Here is a 16,996-nt window from a genome sequence, read left to right on the forward strand (position 1 = left end):
TGTGGAGTAAACATGCGTCTGTCTTTCGCACCTGCCAAATTATCATTATCTTTACTATTTTTGATCGCTGCACCACTTGTATTGCAAGGCTGTTCCGAAGCCCCTAAACAACAAGAGCAAATGCATCCTGCTGCTGTTGCTACAATGACCATAAAAACAGAAGATGCACCATTCACGATTGAATTACCAGCAACCCTATCAGGCTCTAAAGAAGTTGAAGTTCGAGCGCGAGTAGCGGGTATTTTAGAATCGCGTAACTTTGAAGAGGGCCAGCGTGTTGAGCAAGGTCAATCACTATTTACTATTGATCTTGAACCATACCAGCTTGCTGTTGATCGTGCCCAGGCGGCTCTTGATGGTGCTAAGGCATCGCTGGTACAAACTGAACGAGACGTTAAACGTTTAGGAAAACTGCGTGCAGAGAAGTCAGTTTCACAACGCGATTATGATAACGCGAGCTCAGCTAATGATATTGCCAAAACAAACCTTGCAGCGGCCAAGGTTGCGCTAAAAGAAGCACAATTAAATCTTGAATATGCCCAAGTAAAAGCACCTGTTGCCGGTGTGATGGGACGTGAATTTGTTTCTGAAGGTACGTTTGTTTCAGGCCCCGACGTTTTACTCACGCAAATGACCCAGTTTGACCCTATACGTATTCGGTTTGGCTTGTCAGAACGCGAACAACTACAAATGCGTCAAGATGTTAAAAATGGCTCACTAACTTTACCAGAGCAAGGCCATTGGAGAACGCAAATAAAACTTCAAGATGGTTCTTTATACGCTAAAACTGGCGAAGTGAACTTCTCTGATGTACGAATTAATCCGAACACCGGCACCAGCGAGTTTCAAGCTGTGATCCCAAACCCTGATTTTCAGTTACGACCAGGCCAATTTGTCCGAATTGAACTAACTGGCGCGGTACGCAAAAATGCCATCATCGTACCACAGCGCGCCGTACTCGATAACGGCACGGGCAAGTTTGTTTATGTTGTGAGTAAAAATGAACAAGGTATGGATGTAGCACTACCTGCGCCTGTTGAAGTGGGTGAATGGATTAAAAAACCAAACAATGAGCAATTCCAAAATTTTTGGTTAATTCGCAGTGGTTTAAAAGAAGGTGACCAAGTTATTGTTGATGGCATGGCGCGTATTTTCTTCCCAGGTATGCCAGTCAATGTTGGCAAACCAGCCGCTAACTCAAGCCACGCAGAATAAGCACAGGGAGTCTTATGTTTTCTCGTTATTTTATAGACAGACCGATTTTCGCGTTTGTTATATCGATTGTTATTGTGCTTGCGGGCCTTGCTGCGATGCGCAGCTTACCTATTGCTCAGTACCCTGAAATAGCGCCTCCTGTAGTGCAAGTGACAGCTTCCTATCCAGGTGCGTCTGCCGAGGTACTCGAACAAACAGTGGCAGCGCCGATCGAAAATGCAATAACAGGTGTTGAGGGCATGATGTATATGTCGTCTACATCAACTAGCTCGGGTTCGACCACAATCGAAGTAACATTTGAAATTGGCACTGATGTCGATCAGGCCGCAGTCAATGTTAATAACCGTGTTAAGCAGGTTGAAGCCCGCTTACCAGAAGAAACACGCCGCCAAGGTGTGGTGGTACAAAAAGGCTCTTCTAGCTTTTTACAGGTGCACGCTTTTTATTCCCCTGATGGTTCTCGCTCAAGTTTGTGGACATCAAACTATGTCACTATGAATGTGCTGGATCGTATTAAACGTATTCCAGGCACTACGAGTGTGCAAATATTTGGTGCGAAAGATTACGCAATGCGTATTTGGTTACGTCCAGATGTTATGAGCCAGCTCGGTGTCACTGTTGAAGAAATCTCAGCCGCCATTCGTGTGCAAAACTCACAATATGCTGCCGGTAAAATTGGTGCGACACCAACGTCTAAATCTCCTCAGGAACTGGTTTACAGTGTTACCGCACAAGGGCGTTTGTCAGAGCCTGAGCAATTTGAAAATATTATTATTCGCTCAAATCTTGATGGCAGTAGCTTAAGATTAAAAGACGTAGCACGCATTGAGCTGGGTTCAAAAGACTATAACTTTAAAGGCACAATAAACGGTAAAGAAGCGGTACTGTTGGGTATCTTCTTACAACCTGGCGCCAATGCCCTAGATGTAGCTGAAGAAGTAAACAGTGTTATCGAAGAAATGAAAAGTCAGTTCCCTATCGGGCTTGCTCATTTAACCTCATATGACACAACTCGCTTTGTGGAAGTGTCGATTCGTGAAGTAGTAAAAACACTGCTTGAGGCCATGGTATTGGTATTCTTAGTCGTGTATTTATTCTTACAAAACTGGCGCGCGACCTTAATACCTACTCTTGCAGTGCCAGTATCACTACTGGGCACATTTGCCGGCATGTATATGCTGGGTTACTCAATTAACTCGTTAACCTTATTCGGCATGGTGCTGTCGATTGGTATTGTTGTTGATGATGCTATCGTGGTGCTTGAAAACGTTGAGCGTATCATGCACGAAGAAGGACTAGGGGCAAGAGACGCCGCGGTTAAGGCGATGGGTGAAGTTAGCGGTCCAGTGGTAGCGATTGTACTAGTACTGTGTTCAGTGTTTGTGCCTATCGCATTTTTAGGTGGCTTAACTGGTGAATTATTCCGCCAATTCGCAATTACCATTTCGATTGCTGTAAGTTTATCGGGTGTGGTCGCCTTAACAATGACGCCTGCTCTTTGTGTGCTTATTTTAAAACAAGAACACAAGCAAACAGCCCGTTTCTTCTTATGGTTTAATGCTACTTTTACAAAAATCACAGGGCGATATGTTGGTGCCGTTGGCTTTATGATTCAACGCGGTTTACTCGGTTTAATTCTTATGACGGGGATGATTGTTGCAACTATTGGCCTTTGGCAAAATACGCCTGGTTCATTAGTGCCTGATGAAGACCAAGGTTATTACATCTCTGCGATTTTCTTACCTGACGGGTCATCACTTGAGCGCACCGAACAAGTCACGCAACAAGTTGTAAAAGCAGTACAGTCAAACCCAGCTAACGAGAACGTGGTGGCCTTTACAGGTTTTGACTTTATTGGTGGTGGTTATAAAAATAGTGCTGCCACTTTATTCGTGACACAAAAGCATTGGGATGAACGTGAAGTTGATACCAAAGCATTGGTGCAAGAACTATTTATGAAAACAGCAGGTATTAAGGAAGCGCTGGTGCTTGCCTTTAACCCTCCGGCTATTTTTGGTTTAGGTAATACCGGTGGTTTTGAGTTTTACATTCAAAACAAAGGTGATAGTGACCCTGATAAGCTACAGCAAGCCATGCAGTTAATGACAGCCGAAGCGCAAAAGAGCCCTATCATCAGTGGTCTGCAAACACTCTGGCGACCAGATGCCCCACAATTAAAAGTGGATATTGATCGTGAGCAAGCGCGTGCTATGGGTGTTGAGATAGATGCTGCATTTAATGCCCTAGCGGGTAACTTAGGTACTTATTACGTTAACGACTTCAATAAATTTGGTCGCGCATGGCAAGTACTAATGTCTGCTGAACCTGAGTTTAGAATGAAGCCTGATGACATTGGCCGTATCTATGTTAAAAACAACCAAGGTACTATGGTACCGCTTTCAGCCTTTACCACCATTGAGTATAGTCGTGGTCCAGAAAACCTTAACCGCTATAACAACTTACCAGCTGTTAAACTGATGGGTAATGCAGCGCCAGGCTATAGTTCAGGTCAAGCCATTGCTGAGGTTGAACGAATTGCACAAGCCGTGTTGCCCCCTAATATGACCTACGAATGGACAGGCTCTGCATTCCAAGAAAAACGCAGTTCGGGCACCACAGGAATTGCCTTAGGCCTTGCTGTGATCATGGTATTTTTGATTTTAGCAGCGCTGTATGAACGTTGGTCATTACCATTTTCAGTTATGCTTGCCCTGCCATTTGGTACCTTTGGTGCGCTTATAGCAGTTTGGGTTGTTGGCATGACAAACGATGTGTACTTCCAAATTGGTCTGGTAACACTACTTGGTCTTGCCAGTAAAAACGCGATTCTTATCGTTGAATACGCCTTGATGAAACATCAACAAGGCTGGAGCGCAAGTACTGCTGCACTTGAGGCTGCACGTTTACGTTTTAGACCAATCATTATGACTTCGCTTGCATTCATTTTAGGCGTAGTGCCTTTAGTGCTGAGCTCTGGTGCAGGTGCAGGTGCCCGTCATAGTGTTGGTACCGGTGTAATGGGCGGTATGATGGCCGCAACATTCCTTGCAGTATTCTTTGTACCGCTGTTCTTTTATTGGTTAACAGCGCGTAAATTAACTGAAAAACGCTCAAGACAAGAGCTTGCTGATGAGATAGCAGAACATCATCAACAAGAACATGTCAAAACCCAAGAGGGTAACCTGTAAAAAATGAAGGGCAAACAATGAGTTTGCCCTTTTTTTTGATTATTTGATTACTAGCAATTTACAGCTTCCAACGCTAGTATTAAGGAAAGATGTGTGGAGTACAGCATGAATAATCAAAAATTAGCCGAATTTGAACAGTTTTTTCAAATCAACGAGAGGAACCGTGTCAATTTATATGCCGTTGAACCAAGTGCTGTGCCAAAAACCAATGCTGAACTTGAAGCGGATATCCCTGCCCTGTTTAAACTTGCCAACGAAGTAAACGAACTTGAACAAACAAGCTTACGACCACTGCGTAATCTAGGTGATGTTGCACAAGAACTGGCAGTCTTTTTACAAGCGCAATCTCGCAAAATCGATTTAATTATGAGTCACATCTTAGCCTCAGAACAGCCTGAAGATAACGCTAACTATTGCGATAGTTATGGCGGTGGTGGTGTAAAACTTACCTCAGCTGATGTGTATGAATTAGGGCAAACATTTCGCACTAAGCTATTCTTACAACACGAAGCATCTGCCATTTATTGCTATACCGAATTAGTGGCTATTGAAAAATGCGATGATGATAAATACCAATATACTTTATTGTTTACTGCCATTCGTGATGCTGACCAAGATTTAGTCGTAAGAGCGGCCTTGCACGCACAAACACGCCAACTTAAAAAACGTCAGCAAGAAAACAATCAGCAAGACAGTTAAAAATCACGCTTTATCGCGCACAAAAAGCTGACATCTATGGCTAAAATGCTAAACTAGCCCCACCTTAGTTTGTTTAATACCTTCATGAAATTTAGACTTTTACCTGAATGGGCTGAGCAAGATGCCGTTATGCTCACTTGGCCTCACCAAGACACAGATTGGGCAGCAAATTTAACAGCTGTTGAGCCTGTGTATCTAGCACTTTGCCAAGCAATAAGCCAACAACAAGATGTTGTTATTGTGGCTCATGATAATGCGCTTAAAGCACATATTGAGACATTACTTGAAAACGCAGTAGTTGATGCTAAACGCATTCACTTTGTGGTGACACCGTGTAACGATACTTGGGCACGCGACCATGGTCCATTAACCTGTGCGAATATTGATGACGCAACAGAATTAAAAGTAATGGATTTTATTTTTAATGGTTGGGGCAATAAATTTGCAAGTGAACTTGATAATCAAATTAATCAAGTACTTGTAAAGCAAGTCGCTAATCCTAAAAATGGTTATCAGCAAAGTGAACTGGTTCTTGAAGGCGGTGGCGTTGAAATCAACGAACACGGTGTGCTACTCACAACGAGCGAGTGCTTGTTAAACCCAAATCGTAACCCAGAACTTACAAAAGCAGATATAGAAAAAACGCTGGTTGAGCAACTAGGCGCTACGTCGTTTCTTTGGGTTGATCACGGTTACCTTGCGGGTGATGATACCGACAGCCATATTGATACGCTGGTACGTTTTGCTCCAAACAACACCCTCGTTTATGTACAGTGTGATGATAAAGATGATGAGCACTTTGCAGCCCTTGATGCAATGGAAAAGCAACTGCAATCATTTAAAACAGCTGAGGGTGAAAACTACTCACTGATTGCCTTACCTTGGCCAAAAGCAGTGTTCAATGAAGATGGTGACAGACTACCTGCCACATACGCTAATTATTTAATTATCAATAAAACCGTTTTAGTACCAATTTATGGTGATGAAAACGACCAACTTGCGCTTGGTCAGGTTGCCAATGCATACCCAGATCACACTGTGGTGGGTATTAATTGTGTGCCAATTATTCACCAATTTGGCAGCTTACACTGTATTACAATGCAATTACCGCGCGGCTTTTTAGCAGGAACAAACAATGACTAAACCAACGCATTTAAAGGTTGCTCTTGTTCAGCAATCAAACACCGATAATGCTGAAGACAATATGGCTAAATCAATTGCTGGTATTCGTGATGCAGCAAGCCAAGGCGCTAAGCTTATTGTTCTTCAAGAGCTACACCGCAGTTTATATTTTTGCCAAACCGAAGATGTAGACGTTTTTGATTTAGCAGAAACCATTCCGGGCCCAAGCACAGATACCTTAGGCGCACTTGCCAAAGAACTCAATGTGGTGATCGTGTCATCATTATTCGAAAAGCGTGCTACAGGACTTTATCACAATACTGCAGTGGTGCTTGAAACTGACGGCAGCATTGCCGGTAAATACCGTAAAATGCATATCCCTGATGACCCTGGTTTTTACGAGAAGTTTTACTTCACACCGGGTGATTTAGGTTTCGAGCCTATTCAAACCTCTGTCGGTAAATTAGGCGTATTAGTGTGTTGGGATCAGTGGTTCCCAGAAGCTGCACGCTTAATGGCAATGGCCGGTGCTGAAATTTTAATTTACCCAACAGCCATTGGCTGGGACCCGCGTGATGAAAAAGATGAGCAAACACGTCAAAAAGACGCCTGGGTTATTTCACAACGCGCTCATGCAGTTGCCAATGGCGTGCCGGTGATCAGCTGTAACCGTGTTGGTCACGAAAGTGATCCAAGCGCTCAAAGCGAAGGTATTCAGTTCTGGGGTAACTCGTTTATCGCAGGCCCTCAAGGTGAAATCTTAGCCGAAGCGAACAACAGCGATGAGCAATTATTAGTTGTTGAATTAGACCAAGCACGTAGTGAAAACATTCGTCGAATTTGGCCTTACCTTCGTGATCGTCGTATCGATCACTATCAGGACTTAACCAAGATTTATCGAGACTAAGCAGTAAAAACAGTTTAAAGGAGTAGTAAATGGCGTTTGCGCAATGGGCAGCATTGCCTTGGGTAAAATCTGAAAAAGATAAAATTCAATGGGGACAACTTACCGGTAGCGGACTTAGCATCGCCATCGCAGAAGGTGTAAAACAACACAACGAGCTGGTTGTGATTGTCACCCCAGACACACCAAGCGCCCTACGCCTTGAAACTGAACTCGAATTTCTATTGCCTGAAAACCCAGTCATGGTCTTCCCTGACTGGGAAACACTCCCATACGATCATTTTTCGCCCCATCAAGATATTATTTCTGCGCGCTTAGCCACGTTAAATACCTTAAAAAAAGAACAACAAAGCGTATTAATTGTGCCTGTATCGACCTTGATGCTACGTACTGCCCCTGCTTCGTTTATTTATGGTTCAACCCTTAACTTTAAAGTGGGTGATACCTTAGATACTCACACACTGCGTGAAAACTTAGAACAAGCGGGCTATTTACATGTACAACAAGTGATGGAGCACGGTGAATACGCTATCCGTGGCTCTATCGTTGATTTATACCCTATGGGTAGTCCTCACCCATTTCGTTTAGACTTTTTTGATGATGAGCTAGACAGCATTCGTTTGTTTGATGTTGAAAGCCAGCGCTCAGATGAAAAAGTCGACAAAATTGAGTTACTGCCCGCTCACGAGTTTCCAACTAACGACTCAGACATTGAGCGTTTTCGTATCAATTATCGTGAACAATTTGGCGCAAGCTCTGAGCAAGACTCCATTTATATGCAGGTGACTAAAGGAACCTGGCCTGCGGGTATCGAATATTACATGCCACTGTTTTTTGATGAACTGGCAACCATCTTCGATTACTTACCAAGCAATACAACCTTTATGCATTTTGGCGATATTGAGCATGCTGCTGATCAGTTTTGGCATGATGTGAATGTACGCTATGAAAACCGCCGTGTTGATCCGCTCAGACCTTTACTTGAACCTGTAAAGCTGTATCAAAGCGTTAATGAACTATTTGGTGAGTTTGGTAAATACGCACGTATTCGTTTATCGCAAGCTAAGTTAGGCACCAAAGCGGGTCACACAAACCTTGCTAGCAAAGAGCTGCCGAATGTGCGTATTGATCATAAGTTACATGAACCGTACCAAGGTTTAATTGACTATGTTGCCAGCGAGAAAAAACAAAAAGGCCGCGTGCTGCTCTCGGTTGAATCGGATGGCCGCCGTGAATCATTACTCACCTTATTAAAACCAAGTGGTTTAAAGCTCAAAGAATTTGAATCGTTTAGCGATTTTACCAATAGCTCGAGTGATGTTGGCCTTATTGTTTCACCGCTTGAACAAAGTGTGGTGTTAGACGGTAAGCCGCGTTTAACCATTATCACAGAGCAAGAATTATTAGGCATTAAGGTCTCACAACGTCGCCGTCGTAAACATAAGTATGAAGCCAGCCAAGATGCGCTTATTCGTAACCTTGCTGAACTACGCGAAGGCCAGCCAATTGTGCATCTTGATCATGGTGTAGGCCGCTATCAAGGCCTTGAAACAATCGATGCTGCCGGTGTGATCACTGAATTTGTTACGATCATCTACGCCAACGAGGCAAAATTATACGTGCCCGTTTCTGCGTTACATATGCTTAGCCGCTACTCAGGTGGTGAAGAGGCCTCTGCCCCGCTCCATAAATTGGGCTCTGATGCATGGGAAAAAGCAAAAAAACGTGCCGCTGAAAAAGTCCGTGATGTGGCTGCTGAGCTATTAGATATTTACGCTAAACGCCAAGCAAAGCCTGGCAATAAATTTAAGCTTGATGGCAGCGCTTATCGTCAGTTTAGCGATAGCTTCCCATTTGAAGAAACTGACGATCAACGCAACGCCATTGAGTCTGTGCTCGGTGATATGCAAAGCAAGCAAGCGATGGACCGTTTAGTATGTGGTGACGTTGGCTTTGGTAAAACCGAAGTGGCAATGCGCGCAGCCTTTGTAGCCGTGAATGATAACAAGCAAGTTGCGGTACTTGTACCCACCACACTGCTTGCACAGCAGCATTATGAAAACTTTAAAGACCGCTTTGCCGATTTACCAATCGAGGTTGGCGTTTTATCGCGCTTTAACTCAACCAAAGAGCAAAAAGATACCCTAGATAAAATGGCCGAGGGTAAATTAGATATCGTCATTGGTACTCACAAGCTTATTCAACAAGATATTCAATTTAAAGATTTGGGCTTACTGATTGTTGATGAAGAGCACCGTTTTGGGGTGCGTCAAAAAGAAAAAATCAAAGCATTACGTGCCGATGTCGATATTTTAACGCTCACTGCGACCCCTATCCCACGTACGTTGAACATGGCAATGAGTGGTATGCGTGACTTATCAATCATTGCCACACCGCCAGCGAAACGTTTAGCGGTTAAAACCTTTGTTAGACAAAGAGATGCTGAACTTATTCGCGAAGCCATTCTGCGTGAGATTAAACGCGGTGGTCAGGTGTATTTCTTACACAACAATGTTGAAACGATCGACCGAGTTGCAGAAGAAATCACTGAATGGGTACCCGAAGCCAGCGTAACAACCGCACATGGTCAAATGCGAGAGCGCGAGCTTGAGCAAATTATGAGTGATTTTTATCACCAAAAATATAACGTGATTGTGTGTACCACGATTATTGAAACCGGTATCGATGTACCGACTGCCAACACCATTATTATGGATAGAGCGGATAAACTCGGTCTTGCACAGCTGCATCAGTTGCGTGGTCGTGTTGGCCGCAGCCACCACCAAGCGTATGCCTACCTACTGACTGGCAACCCCAAATCGTTAACTAAAGATGCCGTTAAGCGCCTAGAAGCAATTGAATCACTGGAAGACCTAGGAGCAGGTTTTGCCCTAGCAACGCACGATTTAGAAATTCGTGGTGCCGGTGAGCTGCTTGGTGATGACCAATCAGGTCAAATGCAAACCATTGGCTTTAGTTTGTATATGGAAATGCTTGAACAGGCGGTTAACTCCCTCAAAGAAGGGAAAGAGCCAACCCTTGAGAACTTGCTCGGTCAGCAAACTGAAGTTGACTTAAAGCTGCCTGCGTTATTACCTGATGATTATATTCATGATGTAAATGCGCGTTTAGGTATCTATAAACGTATTGCAAGCTGTGCTAACCTCAATGATATGGACGAGTTACAGGTCGAGCTGATTGACCGTTTTGGTCTGCTGCCTGACGCCACGAAAAACTTATTCAGCCTGCAGCAATTAAAACTACAAGCAAGTCATATTGGCATTAAGAAGATTGAAGCAAACCCGAAAGGCGGTTATTTTGAGTTTAGCCAACATACAAAGGTTAACCCTAGCTTCATTATAGGTTTGATACAAAGTGCACCGCAGGTGTACAAAATGGATGGCGCAAACAAACTGCGCTTTGCTATTAGCGAGGCAAACCCTCGTGAACGCTTAAAAATGGTCACTGCAATGATTGCAGATTTCGAAAAAAAGGTTAGCCATTAATGTTGTTTAGAAATAGTTTTATTTTGCTTTGCTGCTTATTTACGAGCTCAGCCTTTGCAACTCGCTGGTTCGAAATTGAAGTTCTTATTTATAAACAGCGCCCTGCCCCTTACTTACAAGAAGATTTCAGTTTAAAACACGATGAAATCAATGCAAAAAACAAACTGGACTTGCTCACGCCAGCCCTTGAAGAACAAGCAAGGCAAGCCTGTATAGAGGGTGACAGTCGTTTTAAATCAAACTCATTTACAGACAGTCTAGTTAGCAACTCACCACACTCTAACGTGTGTGATGATAGTGTTGACTTTTTATCTAGCTATACGCAATTACCTGTTACACCCTCAGTTAAGTCTCGTGAAGATACTAATGAAATATATCTTATCGCTTCATCAGATTTACAATTTACTGAACAAAAAAACCAGCTGGATAGAAAAGGGTTGACCCCTATTTTACATACCGGTTGGCGTTTCCCTGAAATGAGCCAATCAAGAGCGCCCAGTATGCGCCTATTTGCTGGGGAGCATTTACAAGCTGAACAATCAACTACTCCAAATGTTGATAACGACTTTATAAGCTTGGTCTCACCTACACAGCAATATATACCTGACACAATACAAAGTGCTCCTAAGTGGGAGTTAGATGGTTTAATGAAAATCTATGTACGCCATTACCTTTTCATTAATGCCGACTTTGATATTAGCAAACGTTTAGAGACTGGTGACTACGAGAAAGCTCGCTTCTCACAATTTAAACGTGTGATAAGTAATGAAATACACTATTTCGATCATCCTAGAATGGGGATGATTGTACAAATACGACGCTACAACCATTAATGGAAATGACTATGAAAAAATATATGGTAATTGCTGCAACAGCGCTTGCATTAGCTGGCTGTTCAAAAGTAAGTTTAGAAAATTACGAAAAGATCAAAATCGGTATGGATAAGACAGAAGTAGAAGCCATTTTAGGCTCTGCTGATAAGTGTGAAGAAAAAACACTACACACTAACTGTATTTGGGGTAACAAAGATAAGAATATCGAAATAACTCTCGTTTCTGACAAAGTTTCGCTATATAGCAAAACAGGTTTAGACGCTAAATAACTTCCTCGTAGGGTGGCTCAAGCTACCCTACTCCTTTTCTTCAAGTTGGCTGTAAATTTGTTCTATATTCACTATTTTGCTGCGATTTAACGTGATTTTATAGCGTTGATACAACGTTTCTTGCCCACTTTCACTGAACACAAGCACCAAATTCAATTGATACCGCCTTTCAACAGACTGTTTTGATATTTTATTACTCTCTAAATGATACAGCTTTCCTTCACCACGTTTTAAGTAACGAGCAAACGGCGCTAAACTAAAGTTAATTGTTTGCTGTAAGCTATCATAACCAGGTAAGAATTTTTTCGCATTAACTTGCGTTTCACTGGCAAAATGTAACCACTGTGCAGCCTGCTTATTTTGGTGGCGACGTTTTGAAAAGATTTTCCTTACCTTAAGAGGAATACGCTTAAAAGAGGTATACTCAAGCCAAATATACTGACTGGCAATTTTATCCTTTGTAATACTATTTCTAAACTGAAAACGCCATTTTGGACGTCCTCTAACAATAGCGCGCCAAATAACCCGCGTGATATCTTCTTTAAATATCTCACGTAGGCCATAAATAGCCCCTAATATCAAAATCAGTGTGGCTGTGACTTCAGTAAAGTTAGAACGCGCATTAAGCACAACAAGCATCACAAAAGCCATGATAACTGCTGTGACTGTGCCTTTAACCATACGCTTAAGGTAACTATTCAAGTAACGCGTATGTCGGCTTAGAATGACGCCATGCTCAATTAAGCGCTGCAATAATCGCATTTTATTAGTAATGCGATTGGCATCTTCTATGGTTGATTGCGAATTATATTCTTGCTCTTCTCTGTAATTATTTTCCGCTTTACAAAATTGCAGTAAATCGCCTCGCTCTTTTGCATAGTCACTACTTCGCGGCCCCTCGTCTAATAGCTTTAAAAATGATTGTTCTACGTGCCAACTTAAATAATTATCCGCGTTCTTATAAAATGGTAAAAGCTTTTCATCATCTGGGGTATAGCGTCTTAACTTTTTCAGAAGACCTTGAGTTTGTTCACATAGCTCTATTGCTGCGGGGTAAAATAATTCTGCTTCTTTATATTGCAAGGTGTCTTTCACATCGGCATTCAATGCAAGCCTTACTTGGTAGCAATACAAGTTTAAGTTTTGGCGATAATCTTGCTGCTCACCTTTATTTTTACTGACAAAGCGACTGCGTACTAAAGGTAAGTGAATGTTGTTAGCGTTATAAGCTAAGTGCGATTTAAAATGGTTATTAAAATAGGATTCTTCACTGAGTGTTTGCGGGTTCACACTCATTTCATTGGGAATAGAGAAATACAGGTCGAGACGCTGCTCTGAACGTGGGTTAAGCTCAGGCTCAATAATAAAAGATAAGTTTTCGTCTTGTTTAAGCAATATCACCTCGTTTGTTAAAAATACCTTTATAGTTTACGCGTTGATAGACTTTCAGACAATAAAAAAGGCCCAGTAAAAACTGGGCCTTAGTATTCATTTCAAGCTAGATTAGAACTTAACGTTAATACCAGCGTGGAAACGACGACCTAGTACATCATATGTGTACGGGTCAGTGTTTGAGTCATTGTTACCTGAGTAGTAAGGTGGCTCTTTATCAAACATGTTGTTAACACCTGCAGATAAAGTCACACGGTCAGATACAATGTATGAACCGCTGATGTCATGATAAACTACAGATGGTGTTGTAGGCGCTAAACAGCTTGAATCATCGATACATAAGTAGCTATCCATACCAGCGATGTAGCGTGCTTTATATGTTGCATCCCAGCTTTCGCCGCGTGCTGATAACGTAAAGTTAGACTTAAGGTCAGCATAACCACCTGAACCAGAAGTGATAAGGCCAGCGTAATCAACTGTGTCATCAAGAACCGTAACAACGTACTCGTCTAGGTATGTTGTATCAAGTGCCGCTCTCCAGTTAAGACCCGCAGCTTCGAAGCTGTATGTTAGGTTAAGGTCAAAACCAGACGTTTCTTCAGAACCAATGTTTTGTAATTGGTTGTTGAATTTAACACGACCTGTGCTGTCCATGCTGATGTTAGCAGATTGACAAAGTGTCGTATTTGCGTTGTTTGACGTAGCTAAACATTGGTCAACAATGTATTGCTCGTTTACTGATGCAATCGCATTCTCGATTTCAATTTTGTAGTAATCAAGTGTCATGCTGAAACCGTCTAGCCACTCTGGGTCATATACGATACCAGCTGTTAGCGTGTCAGCTTCTTCTGGAGTAAGTAGAGAGTTACCACCTACAGTTACTTCAGCTTGGTCTTGAGCACCTGGGAATGTGATTTGCTCGAAAGATGGTGAGTTACCTGAGTAAAGCTCATCAACTGTCGGCGCACGGAATGCTGTTGAAACAACGCTACGTAGCATTAATTCATCGTTTGCTTTCCATGTTAAACCTAGTTTCCACGTTTCGTCAGAACCAAATGTGCTGTAATCAAACGCACGGATAGCAGCGCTTAGCTCAACATTTTGTGCAAATGGTGCATCTGCTAATAGTGGTAATGCAAACTCAACATATGCTTCATTTACGTCAAAGCCACCTGCTGTTGGTTCAACTGGAGGATCATTTGCCAAACCTTGTGCTGTTAGAGAATCTGGTGTGTACCATGCTTTCTCTTGACGACGCTCAATACCTGCAGCGAATGCAGCGTAACCAGCTGGCATTTCAAACATTTCGCCTGAAACAGATGCAGCTAGGATGAATAACTGGCTACCACCATTGTTTACTTCAGTGTAAACATTCTTACGGAAATCATCAGATACCCATGCAGATTGGTCTAATGGGTTGAAAGTACCTTCAAGAATTTGGTCTTGGATAGCACCCATGTTGTGAAGGTTGCTTAGCTTATCTACTGAGTCGTTACGACCGAAGTTAGCTGAAACGTCCCAAGAGTAATCACCGATGAAACCTTGTGCACCAACAACAGCACGTACAGTATCAACAGATTGTTCGAAGTAACGAGCACCTGTGTCAGACATACGACGACCGTAAGAAATCTTATCACCATATTGGTAATTTCTTTCTTGAGTCACGTAGCTGCCATCAGCATTTTTATCTAAGTAGCCGTCACCATCAAGATCAACACGCTCATCATAGCTTTGGCTAAGAAGTGCGTTACCCATGTTTTCAGTGTATTCGAAATCGAACCATACTGGTTGTGGAGCCATTTGTTGCTCTGACCAACGCTTAGTGTATGTGAATTCAGTGAATAACGACGTATCGTCAGATAATTCGTATGTCGCGATACCAGTAAGGTTTAAACGCTCCATTGGCGTGTAAAGGTAGCTAGCTGGTGAGTAGTTGTATGCATCAGCATTGCCATAGCGGTGATAATCACCACCACGACCTGTTACACCGCTGTCGTTGATAAGAGATACTGGCGTATCTTCACCTTTAGCGTTAACAGTTAGGCCTTTCTCGCCATTACCATTCCAAATGTGACCGCCTTCGTTGTATGAAGAACCAGTACAGTATAGGCCATTGCTACCTTCAGCTAGAGGACACTCAGAGAAGTCGCGGTCTGCTTGAGAAGCTTTACCACGGTCAGTGTACTGCATACCGATTACGATATTACCTTTATCGAAAGATGTACCTACAGTGAAGTCAATTGAGTTTTCTGTAGCATCGCCTTCGCCAGTGATCGCAGTATTTGCGTTCATGTCTAGGCCTTCGAAATCATCTTTAAGGATAATATTTACAACACCTGCTACTGCGTCAGTACCGTATACAGCTGATGCGCCATCTTTAAGTACTTCAACAGAACGGATCATTGAAACTGGGATAGTATTTAAGTCAACAGTCGATGCTGCGCCTGTACCAGAAGCGATCATACGACGACCGTTTACAAGTACTAATGTACGACTAGAACCTAGACCACGTAAATCGATACGTGCGTTACCGCCTGAACCATTATTGATACCAGGGTTAGTCATCGCGCCGCCAGTGGCAGTCATTTTTTGTAATACGCTATCGATGCTTGTCGCACCCATTGCTTTAATGTCATCAGCGCCAATAATTGTTACTGGGCTAGCGTTTTCCATATCAGAACGCTTGATGCGTGAACCAGTAACTTGAATCTTTTCGATTGACTCAGCTGCATCATCAGCAGCTAAAGCTTGCATGCTTGAGAGCATTGGGATAGCTGAAACAACAGCTAAACCAAGAATTGATTTTTTCATGTGAAAACCCTACTTGTTGGAAATTTACCTTTATTTAGGTAGCGCTCGTTATTATTAGAATCACGAGTCAGCGGGAGGCAACTTAGGGGGATTTAACTGAACGAAAACTGAATGAGAGGTCAAATAAAAAACACCGCGAATTTTAGGTACCCAATCAAGGTAATAAGGTTTCATAATGTATCAATGTTAACAACAAAAAACATAAACAATTCATAACAATAGAAAGCACTTGATACAAAAAAAATACTTATGAAACCATTTACATTCACTTTGTAATCAAATGTAATTGCTCAGCAAATATTCCTATATATGAAATTTTTACAAGTTGATCACACATCATTATAAAAACCGTAATAGGTCAATAAATCTGCTAACCATAGTTATTCACAAAAACTAACTAAATAGATAAAGTTAGCTTACAAATGCATTATTAGGGGATGAATATTGTAATAAGTTCCAACTTTTAACGTTTTTTGTTGAAAAAGACTGATGAAACTTTTAAGTGCGGCTATAGACAGTGGAAAGAAATTTCTAAGTGCTAGCTTTTAAAGGAGTTCTTATTAATAACGAGAGTCAAAGTAATATAATAAGCTGTGTGTTTGATCATCCGCCCCTGTATAAGATACAGTCATTTTCCAAGTCATTACTTTTTCTGAGCATAAACCAACCATGGTATCTGCATGCCAGTAATTGGCGCCCTTTTTAAATTGCAAAGGTATGTAACCCATGTACATAGTCACGCCTTCAAGTTTTGCTGAATTGATACTTGCCCCTTCAGGAAGCTTCAAATTAATTGTAAATGGGGTTTCAGGAGAAATGTTGGGTGCTGATAGCCAAATTTCAGTTTTATCAGCAAATAAGCAATGGTCATTATTTTTACAGGTTGCAGATACACTTGCCTCTTCTATACTTTCCCTATCACAAGCAGTTGCTAAAAGGCACAACGTTAAAAGAAGCGGGATGTTTTTCATTTTTATTAGCCTGTAAAAATAAAACGGATACTAGTCAGCTGTGCTGTAAAAAACAACTATGTTAAATCGAATGACTTAAAAAAACA

Annotated in this window: 11 protein-coding genes; 8 read left to right on the forward strand and 3 right to left on the reverse strand. The window is 42.1% G+C overall.

What is annotated here, in order from left to right:
- The first annotated feature begins 12 nt into the window (after nucleotides 1-12).
- The 8 genes from LY624_RS09525 to LY624_RS09560 all read left to right on the forward strand — a co-directional run bounded on the left by LY624_RS09525 (nucleotide 13) and on the right by LY624_RS09560 (nucleotide 11,736).
- Nucleotides 13-1,215, forward strand: coding sequence for an efflux RND transporter periplasmic adaptor subunit (locus LY624_RS09525; protein WP_341802862.1), 1,203 nt, complete (start codon nucleotides 13-15; stop codon nucleotides 1,213-1,215).
- 14 nt (nucleotides 1,216-1,229) lie between these two features.
- On the forward strand, nucleotides 1,230-4,403 hold the full coding sequence (locus LY624_RS09530) for an efflux RND transporter permease subunit (RefSeq protein WP_341802863.1): 3,174 nt from the start codon (nucleotides 1,230-1,232) through the stop codon (nucleotides 4,401-4,403).
- 105 nt (nucleotides 4,404-4,508) lie between these two features.
- A complete protein-coding gene (locus LY624_RS09535) occupies nucleotides 4,509-5,102 on the forward strand; it encodes a PilZ domain-containing protein (RefSeq protein WP_341802864.1) in 594 nt (197 codons plus the stop codon).
- An 84-nt stretch (nucleotides 5,103-5,186) separates the two neighbouring features.
- Nucleotides 5,187-6,245: an agmatine deiminase family protein gene (locus LY624_RS09540; protein WP_341802865.1), complete on the forward strand. Its 1,059-nt coding sequence runs from the start codon at nucleotides 5,187-5,189 to the stop codon at nucleotides 6,243-6,245.
- Entirely contained in the window at nucleotides 6,238-7,131 is an 894-nt protein-coding gene (locus LY624_RS09545) for a carbon-nitrogen hydrolase (protein ID WP_130150049.1), read from the forward strand. Before LY624_RS09540 ends, LY624_RS09545 begins: the two co-directional genes overlap by 8 nt.
- Nucleotides 7,132-7,160: 29 nt before the next feature.
- A complete protein-coding gene (mfd, locus tag LY624_RS09550) occupies nucleotides 7,161-10,634 on the forward strand; it encodes a transcription-repair coupling factor (protein WP_130150050.1) in 3,474 nt (1,157 codons plus the stop codon).
- Nucleotides 10,634-11,467, forward strand: coding sequence for a peptidoglycan binding protein CsiV (locus tag LY624_RS09555; RefSeq protein ID WP_130150051.1), 834 nt, complete (start codon nucleotides 10,634-10,636; stop codon nucleotides 11,465-11,467). Before mfd ends, LY624_RS09555 begins: the two co-directional genes overlap by 1 nt.
- Nucleotides 11,468-11,478: 11 nt before the next feature.
- Nucleotides 11,479-11,736 (forward strand): DUF3862 domain-containing protein, encoded by a 258-nt coding sequence (locus LY624_RS09560; protein ID WP_130150052.1) that lies wholly within the window; start codon nucleotides 11,479-11,481, stop codon nucleotides 11,734-11,736.
- Nucleotides 11,737-11,763: 27 nt separating this feature from the next.
- Here LY624_RS09560 and LY624_RS09565 read toward each other — a convergent pair whose 3' ends face one another.
- The 3 genes from LY624_RS09565 to LY624_RS09575 all read right to left on the reverse strand — a co-directional run bounded on the left by LY624_RS09565 (nucleotide 11,764) and on the right by LY624_RS09575 (nucleotide 16,910).
- A complete protein-coding gene (locus tag LY624_RS09565; protein WP_130150053.1) occupies nucleotides 11,764-13,131 on the reverse strand; it encodes a hypothetical protein in 1,368 nt (455 codons plus the stop codon).
- Between the two features lie 108 nt (nucleotides 13,132-13,239).
- Entirely contained in the window at nucleotides 13,240-15,939 is a 2,700-nt protein-coding gene (locus LY624_RS09570; RefSeq protein ID WP_341802866.1) for a TonB-dependent receptor, read from the reverse strand.
- Between the two features lie 560 nt (nucleotides 15,940-16,499).
- Nucleotides 16,500-16,910 (reverse strand): hypothetical protein, encoded by a 411-nt coding sequence (locus LY624_RS09575; protein ID WP_130150055.1) that lies wholly within the window; start codon nucleotides 16,908-16,910, stop codon nucleotides 16,500-16,502.
- Nucleotides 16,911-16,996 lie beyond the last annotated feature (86 nt).

The organism is Pseudoalteromonas sp. N1230-9, from assembly GCF_032716425.1.
In the GTDB taxonomy this organism is placed as follows: Bacteria; Pseudomonadota; Gammaproteobacteria; order Enterobacterales; family Alteromonadaceae; genus Pseudoalteromonas.